Genomic DNA, 18015 nt, shown 5'->3' on the forward strand with positions numbered 1-18015 from the left:
GACCGGATAACTACGCTATTGCCATGCACACCGTGGTCGTACTCGCGCTGGACGGAGTGATCTCGTTCGATCTGGCCACGCCGGTGGAGGTGTTCGGGCGAACCTGCCTGCCCGACGGACGCCCCGCCTATCGCGTGCTGGTCTGCGCGCCCGCGCCGACGGTCGACGCGGGCGTGTTCACGCTGTGTGCGTCCCGGGGGCTCGACGCGCTGGCTGAGGCCGACACGATCGTGCTGCCCGGCTGCGCCGATCCGGGCCTGCCGGTGCCAGCCGAGGTGATCGACGCGCTACGCCGGGCCGCCGCCGCGGGTACCCGTATCGCGTCGATCTGTTCCGGCGCCTTCATCTTGGCGGCGACCGGATTGCTGAACGGCCATCGCGCGACCACGCACTGGCTCGCCACCGCGGAACTAGCCGCCCGCTACCCGGAGATAGAGGTGGACCCCGGCGTGCTGTACGTGGACAACGGTTCGTTGCTCACCTCGGCGGGCGCCGCGGCCGGGATCGATCTGTGCCTGCACATGGTCCGCCGCGACTACGGCTCGGCGGTGGCGGCGGACGCGGCCAGGAAATCCGTCGTGCCGCTGGAGCGGGAAGGGGGACAGGCGCAGTTCATCGTGCACGACCAGCCACCGACGCCGCGCGGCTCGGTGCTGGAGCCGGTGCTGCGGTGGATCCAGGACAACTCCGCGCGCGACCTCTCCCTCGACGAGATCGCCGTACAAGCCGGAATGAGCACCCGCACGCTCAACCGGCGGTTTCGCGAGCACACCGGAACGACGCCCCTGCAATGGCTGTTGCGTGCGCGCATCCGGCAGGCGCAGCATCTGCTCGAAGTCACCAGTCACCCGGTGGACCGGATCGCGGGCCAGGTCGGTTTCGGGTCGCCGACCGCGTTCCGCGACCGCTTCAAGCGAGTGGTCGGGACGAGCCCGCACAACTACCGGGCAGCCTTTCACGCCGACCGATGAGTTCTCGCGCGTCACCCCGTCGGATCAAGCGACCGAGTTCGCAACACCGATCCAGGAGCAACGCGCATGAGGAAAATCACCGCAGGCCTGTTCATCGCCCTCGACGGCGTCATCGAAGATCCGCAGAACTGGCACTTCCCGTATTTCGACGACGCCATGGGGGCGGCTGTCGACGCCCAACTCGGCGCCGCCGACACCCTGTTGCTCGGCCGCAGGACCTACGAGAGCTTCGCGGGCGCATGGCCGGAGCGCGAAGCGGCGGGCGGCCCGGACGCGGCGTTCGCGAAGAAACTGGGCGATGCGCGCAAACTCGTGGTGACGCGGCAGAACCTCGAATTCACCTGGCGCAACTCCGAAGTGATCGACGGCGACCTGATCGAGGTGGTGACGGCATTGAAGGGCGAGCCGGGCGGGGACATCGGCATGAGCGGCTCGGTCTCGGTCGTCCGTCAGTTGCTGTCCGCCGGGCTGCTGGACGAACTGCACCTGCTGGTGCATCCGATCGCGGTCGGCAAAGGCGAGCGCCTGTTCCAGGACGGCGCAACCACTGTTCCGCTGCGCCTGCTGTCCTCGGAGACCTTCGACACCGGGGTGCTGCACCTGGTTTACACCCGCGACGAGGCCGCGCTCGCCGGAACGTACGAAGACGCGAAAGTGCATCTGTCCCAGAGCGTTCGGTAAGCGTCGGCTCCGGATCGCGCAGGGGGTTGCCGCTGAGTTTCGGTCCAGCGCTCGCCATTTCGAAACTCGGACAGTGCCAGTGCGAACTATATGGAGTGTCCGAGCGCTTTCGTGACGATGCCGCCGGTGACCGATTTGACGAGGTAGCTCGTGGAGTCGTGCGGCGACGCGCCGTTGTCGAAGTGCGGCTCGGTGACCGGAGCGACGGTGCCGCCGGGATACGGCGGGAAGAACACGGTGAGATCGAGGTGCGCCGCGACGAGATCGTCCTCGTCCACCAGGTTGTGCCAGTTCGTCACCGCCTTCGGCACGGTGCTCGGCTGCGGGCGCAGCCGGTCGTACACGACCGTGCGCAGGCCCAGTGGCGAGCCCATGGTCAGCAGGGACACCGGATGGTCGGTGCGGTGCAGCGCCTCGTAGGCCACCACGCTGCCGAGCGAGTGCGCGATCACCAGGCGCGTTTCGGGGCCGATCTGGTCGAGCACCTGCCGCTGGGCGTACTCCCGCACCTCGTCGTCGGTGAAGTACCGGGTGACCTGGGACAGTGCCGCTATGACGAACTTCTGGGCCAGCCCGAACCCGAACGGCGCGAACCAGCGCAAGCGCATCAGCGCGTTCAAAGCGGGCCGCAGCCTCGCGTTCGCTCCCTGCGCCACCGCGTCCGGCGGCGGGGGAGTGCCGAGTCGGCGGGCCGTCGCCCGATCGCGCTGGTCACCGGCGTGCTCCACGGCTGTCGCGAGCCACGTGGCCGCGAGTTGCTCCATCAGGTCGAGTTGCTCGTCGTCGAGTTCGGTCCCCGCACCCTGGGCGCCCTCGACCAGGAACCGATTGCCGTAGAACGCCATGCGGGTCGACAAGTCGCCGGGAGTACCGTTGCGCCACAATCGGTCCGCCAATTCGGGTGCGCCGTAGTTGCGTACGCCTCCGGCGAGTCCGGGCAACCAGCGCGCCTCCAGCGTGTCGGCCGATTCCTGTTCCTGCGCGATGCCGTGCACGAGGACGATCGTCGCCAACGTCCCACCCCTTTCGATTCCCGGTGTCGGGAACAGTGTCCCTCATCGGAGGCGGGATCGGCAGCGTGGCTCATCGTCCGGAACGGTTCCGTGCGCGAATCGCTTTGCCCAGTGGGGCAATCGAATTGGCGAGTCCGAACAGCACCCGCTCGGCGATCGAGTGCTGCGGGGGCAGGACGGCGAGTTGGCGGGCGAGTTCCAGCCCGTTGACGATCGCCGTGTTCGACTCGATCAGCCCCTCGCGCACGACGAACACGTCGGTGCCCAGCAGATCGAGGTGTCTTCCGTTGGGGGCCAACCCGATCAGCGGCGCGGTGCCGTCGAACCGGCCGTGCATGCGCCAGTGCACCACGGCACGCTCGTCTTGCGCTGTGACCGAGAGGATCTCCACCGTCAGGTCGGGGACCGCGGCGTGCACGTCACGGAAGAAGGCCACGACCTCGCCCGGAGCGCGCAGATCGGCGACGCCGACGAACACGTCGATCGCACCCGGCCGCCAGCAGTCGGAGACGGTTTGCCAGTTCTGCTCGCCGATGGCCTCGACGTAACGACGCGCCACCGAGCCCGGGTCGCCTGAGTTCGTCAACGGTAATCCTTTCGTCATCGCGATAGTGACCTATTCGGGGATGACCGCGCTCCACGCCCACGCCCGACATCCTGCTCGTCCCGACGGGCCCGGCCCGGCGGCGGCCGCGGTCGACGACGCGCTGCCGGCCTGGCTGCGGCGAGCGCACCGGAGCCCCACCCGGTGGACGAGCTCGGTGTGCACGGGTTCGCTGGTACTGGCCGCGGCCGGACTGCTGGACGGACGCCTGCCACGACGCATCGGCCGGCGCAGTCGGCATTGCGCGCACTCGGCGCGGACGTTCGCCCGGAGGAACGAGTGGTGCGTAACGGGAGAACAGCCACGGCCGCAGGAGTCTCCGCAGGCATCGATCTGGCGCTGTGGCTGGTCGGGGACGTCTTCGGCGCGGAGCAGGCACAGATCGCTCAGTTGATCATCGAGTACGACCCGCAGCCGCCGTACGACGCCGGTCACGTCGGCAAGGCCTCGCGCGCCGTGCGGCGGGCCGCCACCGCCCAGTGGAAAATCTTCAGGCGTCCCGCCATTTGATCGAGCAACCCATGCTCGGCCGGTGTGGTTCGGGCGCGGGCTCGCCCGCGAGCACGGCCTCGACGGCCGTGCGCAAGTCGTCCCCGGTCAGCGGCTTGCCGTTCCCGGGCGTCGATTCGTCGAATGCGCCGCGGTAGGCGAGTCGGAGGTCGGCGTCGTAGAGGAAGAAATCGGGAGTGCATGCGGCGCGGAAGGCCCGCCCCACGTGCTGCTCCTCGTCGACGAGATAGGGAAACGTCCAGCCCGCGCGGATCGCTTGGTCGCGCAGCCGCAGCGGTGCGTCGTCCGGGTAGGCGGTCGCGTCGTTGGTGCAGATGGCCACGGTCGGCATGGACGGCAGCGAGTCGACCAGTTCGCCGAGCGCGGCCTCGATGTGCTTGACGTAGGGGCAGTGATTGCACGCGAAGACGACCAGCAGACCGGGTCCGTCCGCGAAGTCGTCGCGGGAGTAGATCCGCTGGTCGAGATCGGGTAGAGCGAAGTCGGGTAGCGGTGTGCCGATGGGAACCATGTGTGAGGTATGCGCCATGGTGTGCCTTCCGTCGGGATCGCAGAGGACAGCGGGAGCCTAACCCCGTGTCGTCCGATTCGTCGGAAATACGCCGATGAACGGTCAGTCGGCGTGGCGGGCTTCTCAGCAGGTCAGATCGGCCGGATCAGTGTTCGCTCCGCACAGCACCACGCACACCCGCTCGCCGGGCCTAAGTCGGAACGCCGGCTCCGCGCCGCGTATCGCCGCCAAGGCGGTCGCCGCGGCGTGCTCGACGGCGAGGCGGCGCTGCGCCCACAGCTCGCGGCGCGCCGCCACGATCGCGTCGTCGTCGACCAGCACCGAGGCCACGTCGTAGCGCTGTGCGGCCGTCAGCGCCAGCTGCGAGGCGCGCCGGGCGCCGAGCGAGTCGGCGGCGATCGAGTCGACCTCCACGTCCACGACCTGCTCGGCCTCGATCGCGGCGTGCAGCGCGCGGCAACGAACCGGTTCGACGGCGACGGTCCGGACACCGTAGTGATCGGCGGCGGTGGCCACACCCGCGAACAGCCCGCCGCCGCCGACGGCGACCACGACGGCGCCGAGATCGGGGATGCGCTCGTGGATCTCGGTCATGAGCGTGCCCGCACCGGCGGCGATCAGCGGGTTGTCGTAGGCGTGGGAGAGCAGGGCGCCGGTGGCGTCGGCGAATTCGCGACTGGCCGCGAGCGCGTCGGCGTATTGCGTCCCCACCAGGCGGACGTCGGCGCCATAGGAGGTCAACCGGTCCACTTTGACCCGCGGCGCGGTGGTCGGCAGGAACACCGTGGCGGGAATTCCCTGGCTGCGCGCTGCCCACGCGCACGCGAGTCCGGCGTTGCCGCCCGAGGCGATCGTCACGCCTACCCGAGGTAGCGTCTCGTTCTCGCGATGCGTGAGCAAGAAGTTGAGCGCACCCCGGGCTTTGAAGCTGCCGGTGTGCTGCAGGAACTCCAATGCGAACCACAGCTCGCCCGTGTGGTCGGCCTGCGCCACGGCCACCGGTCTGACCAGCCCGGCCACCCGTTCGGCAGCGGCCTTCACGTCGCTGTGCGTCAGTTCCATCGAACTCCTCGGTACCGTGCCGCTCAGTACTCGCGGCGGTGCGGGGCGAACTCCAGGGTGAGCAGGGCGGCGGCGGCGATGACCACTTCGCGCCAGCGGATCAAGGCGTAGCGCTGATCCGACAGCGCGTGGAATTTCCGCAGGAAGCGGTAGAGCGATTCCAGCCGGATCAGTGGATCGGCGAGGTGCACCAGCACGTAGAGCAGCGTGGCCGTGCGCGATTTGTCCTTCTCGGCGAACAGTTCCGGGAAGGGGGCGAAAGCCAGCGAGATCCGGTGGATATCGTGCGCGGCGGCGTAGTCGACCAGATCGACGATCATGCGTTCGTCCAGGCCGTTGGGTGCGTCCTTGCGCCGCCACGGCACGTCGAGGCTCAGTTCCCGGCCCCGGTCCGAGATGCCGTAGCGCTGGAAGCCAACGGGATTGCCGTCGGCGTCGCTGGCGATGACCACCAGCATGTTGGGATTCCGTCCGTCGAGCAGGTGGTCCAGGATCATCGAGAAGCCACGGGTCTGCCTGCCGCGCCGCCATTCGTCGACGATGGCCAGCAGTTCCTCGCGTCGTTGTTCGGTGAGGGCCGACTCGTACACCACCTCGGTGGTGACGCCGAAATTCTTGGTCCGGCTCACGGCTTGGCGCAGGTTGCGGAACTTGCGGCCGACGAGGTCGAACTCGTCCACATCGAGCACCACGTCGCGGCCGATCGGTACCGCGTGCAGCCCGCGATGCTCCAGCGCCCACACCTGCCACAGATCCGCTAGTTCCGGGCTCGCGCCCAGCACGGCGACGCGCCAGCCCTGGTTGACCGCGAAGTCGGAGAAGGCGGCGACCAGTTCGGGGAAGGCCGCGCGATCACCGATCGGGTCGCCCGCCACGGCGGCGATGCCGAAGCGAGCGCGATAGCCGATCGCGGCGGTCGACGACGAGTTGAAGAAGTAGGTCTTCGACGAGTGCAAGGCGAACGGCGCCAGCGCATCGCCCTCGGTGCGGCCGACCAGTTCTGCCACTCGGTACAGCTGGTCGGGCTGCGGTTTGCTGGCTATCGGCAGCACCAGAACGAAGCCGGTGGCGGCCAGCAGCACGAATCCGGCGCCGGGATGCTCGGCGCGGTAGGCCAGATGCGCGACGGCCAGCACCAGCACCGCGGCGGTGAGGTGCGGAAGCGTGATCGGCCTGCGCAGGTGCAGCCCTCGCGCGACGAAGACGCCGGACAGCGCGAGTGCGACGAACCAACCGTGGTCGACGGTCTCGTTCGAGGTGGCGTTGGCCTCGTAGGCCAGGATCACCGCGATCAGCAGCGCCAGGGTGATCAGCGTGGCGCGCGCGGCGGGCGTGGTGGTGAAAGCGGCTTCCCGGTAGCCGCTGAGGGTGGTGGCGCGCAGTGTGCGCGAGCTGGAGGTTCCCTGACCGTCAGGCACGAGCGGGCTCCGCTCTGCCCGCGCGCTTCGCTACCCACGACAGTTTCGCCATGGTGGCCCTCCAGATGATCGCCTACCGAACACACTATGCGCACCCGACGGTCCAGGGGAAATGCCTTTCCGAACCGTCGGGTAGCCCGGGGGCACGAACCGAGCCGGACGCAGGGCACGTGCCGCCCCCAGGGGCAAACATCGGATGAATCCCGTTTTATTCCTTCGCCAGGGCCGCTTCCAGTCGTGCGATCCGATCGGGTGGCGTGGACCGTCCTGATCGGCGTGAGCGACCAGCAGTTCCGCCGTGATGCCCGCCGCGTGGTGGCGCGGGCTGTCCGGGCGGGCCGCGATCCGATCGCCGAAGGTCGCAGCCGACGTCACGGGCGAAATCATCGGGGCTCCGAGGTCGGATTTCGGCGGTCAACCGGTGCGATGCCGGCCGCGCGATGTGCGCCCGCGCGACGACATAGGAGAATCCTCGGCTGCAGACCGATTGCCCGAATGTGCGCGGAGCATGATCGAAGCAAATCGACAATTCAACCCTATTTCTTTCTCTTGGGGGCTGATTCGGTCGATTGCAGCCCGATTGCTGATTCCTCGGCGTGTATCCGCGATTTTCCGCTGTCCCGTTGTCATGCTCAGTGCCTGGCTGATCCGAACCAACCGCCTGAGGAGTGGGCGCGACGAGAGGTCCGACTGTGAAACTGAGCTGGATGGCGATTGCCGCGCTGGTAGTCGCTGCTGTGTCCGGGTGTTCCGACGATCCTTCGGAGGGGTCGGCGGCGACCTCGACGACCGTCGGTGCCGCCTCGAGCGCTCCGGCCACGACGGCCGGAGCGCGCGACGACGAGGCGGCGGACGGCGGGCTCCGGATATTGCTGGGTGAAGTAAAGAAAGTTCCGGTGCCGGCCGATGCGGTGCTCGATATCCGGGCTCCCGCCGCTTGGGGGCAAGCCGTCGGCGGTATTCGCTGCACAGTCACCGATAGTTCCGGCCGGAATGAAGATCTGCGCTCGTCGGACGCGAAGAAGACCGAGACGTTCGGCGGGACGGAATGGGTGACGGTGTGGACGTTCTCCTCTGCCCCGAACAGCGACGTCACCGTGGGTTGCCGGGACGCGGAGTCGAAGATCGCTGCCGCTCATCGTGATCCGTATCTGCGCGTCGTGCCGCGCGAGATCGTCCCGATCGCGCCGCCGCAGCGCTGATCGCACCGGCGCGGTGCCCGGCTGTTCAGGCGGCGGCGCGCACCTCGACCGGCCGGTAGACGCGAGACGCGAGGGACTGCAACACCATCAGGCGAGTCAGTTGGTTGCGCAACCAGATGCGGCCGCCGGTGGCCGGAATCAGCATGGAACTGCTCGCCCGCACCGAACGCTGTGCCCGCAGCACGGTCGGACGCAGGGCTTGCTCATAGCGGCGGAAGGCGATCCGATGGTCACCGCCCGCTGCGGCCAGCTCGGTCGCGAGCAGATGTGCGCCCTCGATGGCCAGCGCCGCGCCCGCGCCCGACAGCAGCGTCGCGCAGTAACCGGCGTCGCCGACCAGCGCGACCCGCCCCTTCGACCACGCCGGTATGCGGACCTGGCTCACCGCGTCGAAATAGAAGCCGTCGTCGGCGGTGGCCTGGTCGAGGAGGGTGGGCACCTGCCAGGCCTGGTCGTCGAAATACTCGCGCAGCAGGGCTTTCTGGGCATCCTGGTCGCGGTGGTCGACCTCGAGCACGCGGTCCTCGCGGAAGGCGAAGAAGGCCGTCGCGGTGTCGTGGCTCCCCGAGCGGTAGACGCCCGCCACCTTCCCCGGCGTGTTGTAGAGCGTCACCGAGTGCGGACGTCCGAGCTCGGTGTCGATACGCGCGGTGGCGAAGTACACACCGAGGTGGTGCAGCGCGTCCGCCTCGGGTGTCACGGCGAGATTCCTTGTCCGCGAATGCAATCCGTCGGCGCCGAGAACCAAGTCGAATTCGGCCTGCTTGCCGCTGTCGAAGGTCACCTCGACGCCGCCCTCGTGCTGATCGATCGCGGCGATCGAATCTCCGAAGCTGAACTCGACGTCGTCGGCGGTCGCCTCGTACAGCACCTGGGCCAGGTCGCCGCGCATGATCTCGAGGTCGCCGTCCCCGTTGAAGGTGCTGGTGCTCATGCCCGCGACGCGGCGGTCGGCGGCGTCGACGAAGGTCAACTCGCGGATGTCGGTGGCTCGTTCGCGCAGCCGCGGCAGCACGCCCATGCGCTCCGCGATCCGCACCGAATTGGCGCGGATGTCGACGCCGTTGCCGCCCGGGCGCAGTGCGGGGCTGCGCTCGACCACCGTGGGCCGGAAGCCGTTGCGCACCAGCCAGTACGCGAGCGTCGGTCCGGCGATGCTCGCGCCGGAGATGAGAATGCGGGGTTCGTGGGCCATGAGTGCCTCCTTCGTCGACTGACCGTTGGTCAGTCATGAATGTAAGACACTGACCATCGGTCAGTCAACAGGTAGGATCTGTACCGTGAGCGACGAGACGACCACCCGCGCGCGCATCCTCGAGGTGGCCATGGACCTGTTCGGGACGCATGGTTACCACCGCACCTCGGTACGCGCGATCGCCGAGCAGCTGGGCATCTCCAAGGCGGGCGTGCTGTACCACTACCCGAGCAAGTACGACATCCTGGCCGGTTTGGCCGAACCGTTGCTCCTCACCATGGAACGTGTCGTCGCCGAGGCGGCCGACCCGGATCCCTGCGAGGCGCGCCGTCGCGTGATCGAAGGGTTGCTCGACGTGTTCCTCACGCATCGCTATCTGCTCCGGCTCAATGTCCGCGACCTGGCATTGGCCGCTCCAGGAACCATTTTCGAGCGGTTCAGCAAGGCCATGATGCAGGCGAACATCCTGGTGGCGGGCCCGGACGCCACCTTCGCGGAGCGCGTTCGGGCCATCCAGGCGGTGGCCGGGCTCAGTGACCCCGTGGTGTTGTACGCCGAGGCTCCGGTCGAACAGTTGCGTGCCGAGGTGCTGGAAGGAGTGCGCCTGCTGTTGGCGCCCGCGGACCGGACGCCGCCCGCGTCGGCGTCCAGGGGAAGGCCCGCGGCGATGACCGAGGAGCGGATCGAACTCGCCCGGCGGATGCGTGACACGGAGCGCCGCAGCGTCCCGGACATCGCCCGGGAGCTGGGTGTCTCCCGGGCGACGCTGTACCGCTATCTCAAATAAATCGTCTTATTGAGACGATATTTTTGAGACAAGCCGCTCGTGTTCGTCGGAGGCCCGGGGTAGCGTCGGCGGCATGGACGATGCCGCCTACCGCGAGCGGCCGTCGAGGTACGCGGGCGCCGTGTTGTGGACCAAGACCGTCGACGCCAGTGGCTCCGCGCTGCCGGTGCTGCCCGACGGCTGCATGGATCTGATCTGGATGAACGACCGGTTGGTCGTCGCGGGACCGGACACCCGTGCCCACTATCCCGGTGGAACGTCCGGCGACCGGTATCTCGGCGTCCGGTTCTTCCCGGGAACCGCGCCCGCGTTGCTCGGCGTCCCGGCGTGCGAGTTGCGTGACCGGCGAGTCGATCTGGCTCAGCTGTGGCCGTCGGCGATGGTCCGGCCGCTGGTCGACCGGATCGCGGGTGCCGGAGATCAGGCGGCAGCGCTGGAACACCTCGTGCGCCGGCGCGCGGCCGAGACCGAACCGGCAGATCCGCTCCTGCGGAAGCTGGTCGGCGCGCTCGACGCCGGGTGGCCGGTGGCGGCGGTCGCCGACACGGCCGGGCTCGGCGAGCGGACCCTGCGCCGCCGCTGCCTGGATGCCTTCGGCTACGGCCCGAAAACCCTTGCGCGGGTGCTGCGCTTGCAACGCGCGCTGGGGACGGCACGCCAGGGCGTACCGCTCGCCGAAACCGCGACGCGAGCCGGTTTCGCCGACCAGGCGCACCTGTCGCGCGAGGTGCGCGCGCTGGCCGGGATCCCGCTGGGAAAGCTCCTCGCTCAGTCCTAGAGAGCGGCGTACAGGTCGACGCCGTTGCCGTCCGGGTCCTGCACCACCGCGTAGCGCTGCCCCCAGAAGGCGTCCCACGGCTTCAGTTCGCCGTGGTATCCAGCGTCCACGAGTTCGGCGTAGACGGCGTCGACTTCAGCGGGATCCGAGCAGCGAAAGGCGATTCCGAGTCGGCCCGCTCCGGTCGACGGCGTCCAGTCGGCATGGAAGGAGCGGATGACGGTTTCGGTGTCCAGCGTGAGCCGCAGGCCGTTGGGCAGAGCCGCCTCGGCATGCCCCTCGTGTTCCGAGCCGTCCGGGAAGTCGAGACCGAGGCGGCGGTAGAAGGTCACCGCGGCGGCCATATCGCGGACGACGATGCCGATCACATCCAGTTGTGGTGTCATGCCGGCAGCGTAGGCAGTGCCGCGCGGGCGCGTCTTGAACGAATCGGACAGCGCCTACCGCGCGGGTGCGGGGACCAGTTCGGCGATGAGATTCTCCACCAGGATGCGAATGTGGTCGCGGATCGTGCGCACCACATCGATGGTCTGGTCGGCGGGATCCGGCAGCATCCAGTCGCGGTAGCTGATGCCGGGGAAGAACGGGCAGGCGTCGCCCGCGCCCATGGTGACCACCACGTCGGAGATGCCGATCGCGTCCATCGTGAGCGGCTTGGGGGTGTGTCCTGAGATATCGATGCCGATCTCGGCCATGGCGTCCACCACCGTGGCGTTCAGGGCGTCGGCCGGTGCGCTGCCCGCCGACCGCACATCGAACCGGTCGCCCGCGAGGGCGGTGAGGAACCCGGCGGCCATTTGCGAACGGCCCGCGTTGTGTTCGCAGACGAACAGCACACTGGGCTTGTGGGACATGGGAACGCCTTTCGATGTGCAAGGTGGAGCATAAGTGTGCTGGCTGGCGGACCGGCCGCCCGGCTGGGTGAGCCGAAACGCTTTCGGAGCGTATGAGATACGTATACCAGCGAGCCGTGAATCGTTACGGCGCGCCGTGCCTTCGTGTGCGCGCGCGTACGGTGATCGCAGGTCAGAGCCCGAATCCGAGATCGCGCCGCCGCCGCGTACTCGCATGCCGGAGGGGACTGGACGGTAGCGCAGGAGTGTTCGCCCGAAGGGGCGCACCGGAAGGCACGAGGAAGGCCGCGGCATCCAGAGACGTTGCGGTTCGCGAGCTTTCGGCAGCGCGGGACGATACGCGATTCGATCCGGCGAGCGCACAGGCTCAGGACGTGCGGGCATAACCCCGGTAGCCGCTGTTATGCGGATCACTACGCAACGCGCGATATCACATCGCCGAACGCGCTTCGGTCTCTTGCACCGCCGACACGTGTACCCCGGTCGATGCGAGGTCGACCGGGGTACACGCGCGAATCAGCGGAATGTCATGGCCGCGGGGATCGAATCGTCTCGCCCGCCGCGCATGTCCACCGGAGAAGGGATTATTTCCCGGAGGCGGATCAGATCGGACGCAGGTCGATCATCTTGCGCAGCCGCTGACGATCGCGTTCGAGGCGGCGGGCTTCATAGGCGATCGGGAAGTAACGCAACCGCTCCGGCAGCAGCGGCACCAGTCGCGCGATCAGCCGGCCGAGCATCCGGAGCTTGCGCTCGTCGGCCGCGGTCCAGGTCAGGCCGAGCTTCTGGCGCGCAACCTCGGGCGTGGTGCCGACCGTCACGAAGTACTGCAGCCAGCCGATCGGCGCGGCCGCCGCTTTCCAGGCCGGACGCAGCACGCGCGGCAGTTGCTTCGGCGGCGCGACGGAGCGGATCACCCGCAGGTAATCACGCGCGGTGTCGGTGGCGACCAGATGGTTCGCGACGGTGTCGTCGAAGAACTTCTCGAATTCGGTGTAGTTCGCCGGGATCTCCTTGGGCGCCACCGAGAAATTGCGCAACAGCTGCAGCGTCTCCTGGAAGTACGCTTCCTTGTCCGCCGCGGTGAGCGGGCGCTTGGCGAAGTACTTGGCGCTTTCGGTGAAGGCGAACGTCCCGGTGTGCAGCACCCAGGCCCACGGGGCGCTGGACAGCGCGGTGTGGCGCACGCCGTTGGCGTCGGTGGTGTTCAGTGACGCGTGCAGCTCCCGCAGGCGGTCGGCCTCGGCGAGCGCCTCGTCGCCGCCGTAGACCCACATCATCACCGAAGCCAGGCTGCGCGTGGCACGTCCCATCGGATCGGTGCGGAAGGTGGAGTACTCGTCCACCACCGCGGAGATGGTCGGTTCCATCGTTTGCAACAGGAAGGCCGAGCCCGCGGTGAGGGAGAACGTGATCAGACCGGTCTGTTCCCACATGCGGGTTCCCGGTTCGATCGGGCGGCGGGGCGGCAGCGTACGCGCGCCGGTGGATTCGCGTGCGACGGACGCGGTCATCGTGATCTCCCTTGATCGGCCGAACTCATACAATGAGATAATAACCCTAACAATCTCTCATCGTCTATCCGTGTCCGATCTCGTCGCTGCCCCTAGGCTGTGCAGATATGACGACCGAGTGGCGCAGTCGTACCGGCCGGATCGGAGTACTCACGGGCGCGGGCATCTCCACCGATTCCGGCATCCCGGATTTCCGCGGCCCGCGCGGGGTGTGGACGAAGGATCCGATCGCCGAATTGCTGTCGACCTATCAGAACTACGTGGCCGACGGAGGCTTGCGGGAACGCGCCTGGCTCGCGCGGCGGGACAATCCGGCTTGGCAGGCCGTCCCGAACGCCGCGCACAACGCGCTCGCCGACTTGGAGCGGGCCGGGCGAGCGGTCACCATCATCACCCAGAACATCGATCGCCTCCATCAGCGGGCGGGGTCATCGCCGGATCGGGTGATCGAGATCCACGGCAACATGTTCGAGGTGGTCTGCATCGAATGCGATTACCAGACCTCGATGTCCGCCACCTTGGAGCGAGTGGCCGCGGGAGAACCCGACCCGCCGTGTCCGGACTGCGGTGGCATCCTCAAGTCCGCCACCGTGATGTTCGGCCAGCAGATGGACCGCCGCACCATGACCAAGGCCGCGCTCACCGCGGAGACGAGCGACATCTTCCTGGCCATCGGAACGTCGTTGCAGGTCGAGCCCGCCGCGTCGATGTGCTCCATCGCCGTGCGCAGCGGCGCGGATCTGGTGATCGTGAACGCCGAGCCGACGCCGTACGACGCCATGGCCACCGAGATCATCCGCGAACCCATCGGCACGGCCGTGCCCCGTCTGGTCGCGGAGCTCCTCGCCGATCCACCGGAGTGAAGCCTGCGGTGCGCCGGGTTCAGCCGACGGGGCCGAGTACCCGGTCGAGATAGGGATTGGCGAAACGCCCTTTCGGGTCGAAGCGGCGGCGCACCTCGGCGAACCGATCCCAGTCGGGATAGCGGCCGCGCAGCGTCGCGGCGGTCTGGAAGTGGCGTTTACCCCAGTGCGGGCGGCCCTGGAAGCGGTCGAAAACCGCTTCGCAGGCGCGGAAGTATGGCTCGAAGTCCATGCCCCGGTACTGGTGCACCGCGATGTAGCAGGTGTCGCGGCCGGCCGCCGGGGACAGGAACGCGTCGTCGGGCGCGACCCACCGCACCTCGATGGGCATCGGGGTGTCGAATCGAGTGGACAGTTCCTTGATCTCGCGGATCGCGTCGACGGAGTGCTCGCGCGGGATCGCGTACTCCATCTCGGTGAAGCGGATCAGGCGCGGCGACGCGAACACCCGGTAGGAGCGGTCCACCTGACGCCGGTAGCTGCCCGCGTAGGCGGCGCTGCGCTGGATCAACGGGAGCAGGCGCGGCTGCCTGCGGCTCAGGCCGCACAGCGCGTCGAACAGGTAGTTGGACAACAAGATGTCGGTGAACCAGTCCACCGCTCTGGGGCGCGGCTGTTCGGGCAGGAGCACGCGGTTGTTGCGCTTGGTCATGGCCAGCGGGCTGTGCGCGAACATGTAGAACTCGAAATGCTCGTTGCCGTCGACGAACGAATCCAGGTCGGCGAGCACGTCCTCCACCGGGATCGGTCGCTCGATGCCCTCCAGCACGAAGGACGGCGCCATCCGCAGCGTCAGGGCGGTGACGACGCCCAGTGCGCCGATGCCGACGCGCGCCGCGCGCCAACCGTCGGGATCGGTCTGCTCGTTCAGTTCCGCCAGGGTTCCGTCGGCCTGCATCAGTTCCACCGAATGCACCGCGGCGGAGAGGTTCTGCAAAGTCGCGCCGGTGCCGTGGGTAGCGGTGGCGATGGCGCCCGCGACGGTCTGCACGTCGACGTCGCCCAGATTCGGGAAGGCGAGGCCGTGCTCGTGCAGGGCGGTGCTGGCGGCGTTCAGGCTGATGCCCGCCTCCACCCGGACCAGGCCGCTCGCCCGGTCGACGTCGAGCACGCGGTTCAGGTTCGCCAGGCTCAGCAAGGTGCCGTCGGTCAGGACGGCGTCGGTGAACGAATGCCCGCTGCCCGCGACGCGCACGGTCCGGTCGTCGGCTTCGGCGTCGGCGAGCAGGCCGGCCAGTTCGTCGACGGAGCGCGGCGTGGCGAGGAGTGCGGGTGCGCAGCGTTGATCGCCGGCCCAGTTCACCCACGAATTGGTCATGTGTCCAACTCTACGGGAGTGTGTGTGACCCGCGCTACTTACGGTTCGTTTTCGCTACCTCTTGCGCCAGCTGCAGGTCAGCTGTTGCTTGGCGTGCTCGACCTCGTCGTCGCTCAGCGGGGGGACGACGAGATGCTGACGCGGCGTCTTGTCGCCGCGCACGCCGTTCAACATGATGGCCATATACCGCTGCCAGACATCGGGATTGACCGGCCTGGCGAACTCGGCGAGACCGTCGACCATGTGCACCAGCGCGAAGAAATCCGAGGGCTCGATGCCGTCGGCGAGCACGCCCGCGTCGCGGGCGCGTGCGCAGATGGCGTGCACCTTCGGCTTGATGCGATCGCGCACGACCGCGAATCGGTCGGTCTCGTCGTCTTCGAGTTCCAGCATGACTTCGCTGAATCCGCGATTCGTGGCCATGTGCCGACACGCGTATTCGAAGAACTCGACGAGTCCGAACCAGGGATCGGGATGCCGGTAGGCGGCGTCGGCCGCGTCGGCGAAATCGTTCAGGTTCTGGTCGAAGACTTCGACGATCAGTTCCTTCTTGTTCGCGAAGCGGCGGTACACCGTGCCGACACCCACACCGGCGCGCTCGGCCACGTCGTCGAGAGTGATCTCGAGTCCGTGATCGGCGAACAGTTCCCGCGCCGCGGCGATGATCCGCTGCTGATTGCGCGCGGCATCGGCCCGCAGGCGCCGGGGTGGAGAGGCGACCGTGGCGTGATTCACACCGCCATTCTATCAACATCGGGGATTAACCGGAGGTGTTGCCTCCGTTATCGTGATAGCTTCTTCGAGTAAGCGGAGGAGCATTCTCCGGATCAATGCTCGAGACAAAGGGTACACATGACTACCGCGATCGACCGCGGGGCCCCGGCCCCGGAGCGAACGGGAAGTGGGCGGCGCGGCTCGCACGCCCTGCGCTGGTGGGTGCTGGCCGTCCTCGGCGTCGCTCAGCTCATGGTGGTGCTGGACGCGACCGTGGTGAACATCGCCCTGCCCGCTGCCCAGCAGGACCTCGGCTTCAGTGACGGCGACCGCTCCTGGGTGGTCACCGGCTACGCCCTGGCGTTCGGCAGCCTACTGCTGCTCGGCGGACGCCTCAGCGACCTGTTCGGCAGGCGCACCACCTTCATCATCGGTCTGGTCGGCTTCGCGGTCGCCTCCGCCGTCGGTGGCGCGGCCACCAGTTTCGAGATGCTCGTCGCGGCTCGTGTCGGACAGGGTGTCTTCGGCGCGCTGCTGGCGCCCGCCGCGCTCTCGCTGCTCACCGTGACCTTCACCGAACCGTCCGAGCGGGCGAAGGCGTTCGGCATCTTCGGCGCCGTCGCCGGCACCGGCGGCGCGATCGGGCTGCTGCTCGGCGGCGCACTGACCGAATGGGCCTCGTGGCGCTGGGTGATGTTCGTGAACCTCGCCTTCGCCGCCGTCGCCCTGGTGGGGGCCGTGCTGTTGCTGGCCAAGCACACGAGCACCGAGCGGCCCAAGCTCGACATCCCCGGCACGGTGGTGGTCACCGCGGGCCTGTTCGGTATCGTCTACGGGTTCTCGCACGCGGAATCGGACGGGTGGACCAACGGCGTCACCCTGGCGTTCCTGCTCGGCGGTGCGGCGCTGATCGCGGTGTTCGCCTGGTTGGAGACCCGGGTCGCGCACCCGCTGCTTCCGGTGCGGATCGTGCTCGACCGGATGCGCGGCACCTCCTACCTGACGGTCTTCGTCATGGGCATCGGGATGTTCGCGATCTTCCTCTTCCTCACCTACTACATGCAGCTGACCCTGGGCTACTCGCCGATCATGACCGGCGTGGCGTTCCTGCCGATGGTCGCCGCCATGGTGGCCTCCTCGACTACCGGCCCGTCGCTGCTGCTGCCGAAACTCGGCCCGAAGGTCGTGGTCAGCGGTGGCTTCCTGATCGCGGCGGCGGGCATGGCGTGGCTGACCCGGATCGGATTGGACACCGGCTACGTCACCCACATCCTGCCCGCGCTGATCCTGCTCGGGTTCGGCCTCGGCGGTTCGATGTCGACCGCCTTCCAGGGCGCCACCTCGGGCGTCCAGCACGAGGACGCCGGCGTGGCTTCGGCCATGATCAACACCAGCCAGCAGGTCGGTGGATCGATCGGCACCGCGCTGCTGAGCACCATCGCGGCGTCCGCGGCCACGGACTACCTGTCCGCCCGCACCCCGGACCCGCTCACCATCGCCCAGTCCGCGATCGAGAGCTACACCACCAGTTTCTGGTGGGCCACGGCGATCTTCGTGGTGGGCGGCATCCTCACCGCGGTGCTCATGCCGAGCACGGCGCCGGTGCCCGCCGAGGGAGAGCCGGTGCTCGCCCACTGAACCGAGTGCGGTACCGCCGATCCGGTTTCCGGCACAGCGGCCGCCGTCCCCGCGATTCCGTCGCGGGGGCGGCGGCCGTCGTCGCTGTCCGAGCCGGGCGATCCCGGGTTCGTCGGCGAGCGCGGCGGTGCCATCGCGAGGAGGGGTGGCGGGACTGTGCTCTGCGGTTGCCCGATCGGCCACTCCTGGCGCTCTACTCCGGTGTGGGGACGAGTCTTCCGCCATGGGCTGCGGCAATGATCCGGATCGCGGAGCCCTTCGCCGATTATCGCGCACGACACGCGGTGCTCGTCCGCCGCACACGGCAAAGCGCTCCCGAATCACCATTATTGGTGCAAAATACGAGGTAAGTAGATGTGGCGGGCTTTGCTGAACGCCATCG

At 68.3% G+C, this 18015-nt stretch carries 19 protein-coding genes; 8 read left to right on the forward strand and 11 right to left on the reverse strand.

Annotated elements, in window-relative coordinates; genetic code table 11:
* Positions 1-23 precede the first annotated feature (23 nt).
* Entirely contained in the window at positions 24-971 is a 948-nt protein-coding gene (locus ACIHAX_RS10005; protein WP_397276870.1) for a GlxA family transcriptional regulator, read from the forward strand.
* 66 nt (positions 972-1037) lie between these two features.
* A complete protein-coding gene (locus tag ACIHAX_RS10010; protein ID WP_397276872.1) occupies positions 1038-1652 on the forward strand; it encodes a dihydrofolate reductase family protein in 615 nt (204 codons plus the stop codon).
* A gap of 86 nt (positions 1653-1738) precedes the next feature.
* Here the strand turns inward: ACIHAX_RS10010 and ACIHAX_RS10015 are convergent, their stop codons facing one another.
* Positions 1739-2665 carry a hypothetical protein gene (locus tag ACIHAX_RS10015; RefSeq protein ID WP_355077849.1) on the reverse strand — a complete coding sequence of 309 codons (927 nt, stop codon included), beginning with the start codon at positions 2663-2665 and terminating at the stop codon, positions 1739-1741.
* 70 nt (positions 2666-2735) lie between these two features.
* Positions 2736-3251: an ester cyclase gene (locus tag ACIHAX_RS10020; protein WP_397276874.1), complete on the reverse strand. Its 516-nt coding sequence runs from the start codon at positions 3249-3251 to the stop codon at positions 2736-2738.
* A 300-nt stretch (positions 3252-3551) separates the two neighbouring features.
* On the opposite strand from ACIHAX_RS10020, the gene ACIHAX_RS10025 reads away from it, so the two are divergent.
* Entirely contained in the window at positions 3552-3779 is a 228-nt protein-coding gene (locus ACIHAX_RS10025; RefSeq protein WP_397276876.1) for a hypothetical protein, read from the forward strand.
* On the opposite strand, the gene ACIHAX_RS10030 is transcribed toward ACIHAX_RS10025, so the two are convergent.
* The 3 genes from ACIHAX_RS10030 to ACIHAX_RS10040 form a co-directional block, all read right to left on the reverse strand.
* Positions 3760-4308 carry a thioredoxin family protein gene (locus tag ACIHAX_RS10030; protein ID WP_355077846.1) on the reverse strand — a complete coding sequence of 183 codons (549 nt, stop codon included), beginning with the start codon at positions 4306-4308 and terminating at the stop codon, positions 3760-3762. The two genes, ACIHAX_RS10025 and ACIHAX_RS10030, sit on opposite strands and share 20 nt — an antisense overlap.
* A 105-nt stretch (positions 4309-4413) precedes the next feature.
* Positions 4414-5352, reverse strand: coding sequence for a threonine/serine dehydratase (locus ACIHAX_RS10035; protein ID WP_397276878.1), 939 nt, complete (start codon positions 5350-5352; stop codon positions 4414-4416).
* Between the two features lie 23 nt (positions 5353-5375).
* Complete coding sequence (locus ACIHAX_RS10040) at positions 5376-6770, reverse strand: bifunctional lysylphosphatidylglycerol flippase/synthetase MprF (protein ID WP_397276880.1); 1395 nt, start codon at positions 6768-6770, stop codon at positions 5376-5378.
* Between the two features lie 707 nt (positions 6771-7477).
* Here ACIHAX_RS10040 and ACIHAX_RS10045 point away from each other — a divergent pair.
* Positions 7478-7972, forward strand: coding sequence for a hypothetical protein (locus ACIHAX_RS10045; protein WP_355077843.1), 495 nt, complete (start codon positions 7478-7480; stop codon positions 7970-7972).
* Between the two features lie 25 nt (positions 7973-7997).
* On the opposite strand, the gene ACIHAX_RS10050 is transcribed toward ACIHAX_RS10045, so the two are convergent.
* Positions 7998-9167, reverse strand: coding sequence for an FAD-dependent monooxygenase (locus tag ACIHAX_RS10050; RefSeq protein WP_397276882.1), 1170 nt, complete (start codon positions 9165-9167; stop codon positions 7998-8000).
* 85 nt (positions 9168-9252) lie between these two features.
* On the opposite strand from ACIHAX_RS10050, the gene ACIHAX_RS10055 reads away from it, so the two are divergent.
* Both ACIHAX_RS10055 and ACIHAX_RS10060 read left to right on the forward strand, forming a co-directional pair.
* Complete coding sequence (locus ACIHAX_RS10055) at positions 9253-9954, forward strand: TetR family transcriptional regulator (RefSeq protein WP_397276884.1); 702 nt, start codon at positions 9253-9255, stop codon at positions 9952-9954.
* A gap of 73 nt (positions 9955-10027) precedes the next feature.
* The gene (locus ACIHAX_RS10060) at positions 10028-10732 is read left to right on the forward strand and encodes a helix-turn-helix domain-containing protein (RefSeq protein WP_397276886.1); all 705 of its coding nucleotides are present in this window, start codon (positions 10028-10030) and stop codon (positions 10730-10732) included.
* Here the strand turns inward: ACIHAX_RS10060 and ACIHAX_RS10065 are convergent.
* From ACIHAX_RS10065 to ACIHAX_RS10075, 3 genes are all read right to left on the reverse strand, one after another.
* Positions 10729-11118 carry a VOC family protein gene (locus ACIHAX_RS10065; RefSeq protein ID WP_355077839.1) on the reverse strand — a complete coding sequence of 130 codons (390 nt, stop codon included), beginning with the start codon at positions 11116-11118 and terminating at the stop codon, positions 10729-10731. The genes ACIHAX_RS10060 and ACIHAX_RS10065 overlap by 4 nt on opposite strands.
* A 54-nt stretch (positions 11119-11172) precedes the next feature.
* Positions 11173-11586, reverse strand: coding sequence for an arsenate reductase ArsC (locus ACIHAX_RS10070; RefSeq protein ID WP_364431674.1), 414 nt, complete (start codon positions 11584-11586; stop codon positions 11173-11175).
* 602 nt (positions 11587-12188) lie between these two features.
* A complete protein-coding gene (locus ACIHAX_RS10075; RefSeq protein WP_397276889.1) occupies positions 12189-13100 on the reverse strand; it encodes an oxygenase MpaB family protein in 912 nt (303 codons plus the stop codon).
* A 107-nt stretch (positions 13101-13207) separates the two neighbouring features.
* On the opposite strand from ACIHAX_RS10075, the gene ACIHAX_RS10080 reads away from it, so the two are divergent.
* The gene (locus ACIHAX_RS10080; protein ID WP_356960962.1) at positions 13208-13963 is read left to right on the forward strand and encodes a Sir2 family NAD-dependent protein deacetylase; all 756 of its coding nucleotides are present in this window, start codon (positions 13208-13210) and stop codon (positions 13961-13963) included.
* 19 nt (positions 13964-13982) lie between these two features.
* Here the strand turns inward: ACIHAX_RS10080 and ACIHAX_RS10085 are convergent, their stop codons facing one another.
* A complete protein-coding gene (locus ACIHAX_RS10085) occupies positions 13983-15281 on the reverse strand; it encodes a D-arabinono-1,4-lactone oxidase (RefSeq protein WP_355077835.1) in 1299 nt (432 codons plus the stop codon).
* 54 nt (positions 15282-15335) lie between these two features.
* Positions 15336-16016: a TetR/AcrR family transcriptional regulator gene (locus ACIHAX_RS10090; protein WP_355077834.1), complete on the reverse strand. Its 681-nt coding sequence runs from the start codon at positions 16014-16016 to the stop codon at positions 15336-15338.
* A gap of 117 nt (positions 16017-16133) precedes the next feature.
* Between ACIHAX_RS10090 and ACIHAX_RS10095 the strand changes: the two genes are divergently transcribed.
* On the forward strand, positions 16134-17633 hold the full coding sequence (locus tag ACIHAX_RS10095) for an MFS transporter (RefSeq protein ID WP_364431688.1): 1500 nt from the start codon (positions 16134-16136) through the stop codon (positions 17631-17633).
* Positions 17634-18015: the final 382 nt, after the last annotated feature.

Origin of the sequence: Nocardia sp. NPDC051929 (genome assembly GCF_044548645.1) — a bacterium.
Taxonomy (GTDB): Bacteria; Actinomycetota; Actinomycetes; order Mycobacteriales; family Mycobacteriaceae; genus Nocardia; species Nocardia sichangensis.

Excerpts from the sequence above, each read along its gene's own strand:
- ACIHAX_RS10005 (WP_397276870.1), top strand. The coding sequence starts at position 24 with ATGCACACCGTGGTCGTACTCGCGCTGGACGGAGTGATCTCGTTCGAT.
- ACIHAX_RS10010 (WP_397276872.1), top strand. The coding sequence starts at position 1,038 with ATGAGGAAAATCACCGCAGGCCTGTTCATCGCCCTCGACGGCGTCATC.
- ACIHAX_RS10030 (WP_355077846.1), bottom strand. The coding sequence starts at position 4,308 with ATGGCGCATACCTCACACATGGTTCCCATCGGCACACCGCTACCCGAC.
- ACIHAX_RS10035 (WP_397276878.1), bottom strand. The coding sequence starts at position 5,352 with ATGGAACTGACGCACAGCGACGTGAAGGCCGCTGCCGAACGGGTGGCC.
- ACIHAX_RS10045 (WP_355077843.1), top strand. The coding sequence starts at position 7,478 with ATGGCGATTGCCGCGCTGGTAGTCGCTGCTGTGTCCGGGTGTTCCGAC.
- ACIHAX_RS10050 (WP_397276882.1), bottom strand. The coding sequence starts at position 9,167 with ATGGCCCACGAACCCCGCATTCTCATCTCCGGCGCGAGCATCGCCGGA.
- ACIHAX_RS10060 (WP_397276886.1), top strand. The coding sequence starts at position 10,028 with ATGGACGATGCCGCCTACCGCGAGCGGCCGTCGAGGTACGCGGGCGCC.
- ACIHAX_RS10065 (WP_355077839.1), bottom strand. The coding sequence starts at position 11,118 with ATGACACCACAACTGGATGTGATCGGCATCGTCGTCCGCGATATGGCC.
- ACIHAX_RS10070 (WP_364431674.1), bottom strand. The coding sequence starts at position 11,586 with ATGTCCCACAAGCCCAGTGTGCTGTTCGTCTGCGAACACAACGCGGGC.
- ACIHAX_RS10075 (WP_397276889.1), bottom strand. The coding sequence starts at position 13,100 with ATGACCGCGTCCGTCGCACGCGAATCCACCGGCGCGCGTACGCTGCCG.
- ACIHAX_RS10080 (WP_356960962.1), top strand. The coding sequence starts at position 13,208 with ATGACGACCGAGTGGCGCAGTCGTACCGGCCGGATCGGAGTACTCACG.
- ACIHAX_RS10085 (WP_355077835.1), bottom strand. The coding sequence starts at position 15,281 with ATGACCAATTCGTGGGTGAACTGGGCCGGCGATCAACGCTGCGCACCC.
- ACIHAX_RS10095 (WP_364431688.1), top strand. The coding sequence starts at position 16,134 with ATGACTACCGCGATCGACCGCGGGGCCCCGGCCCCGGAGCGAACGGGA.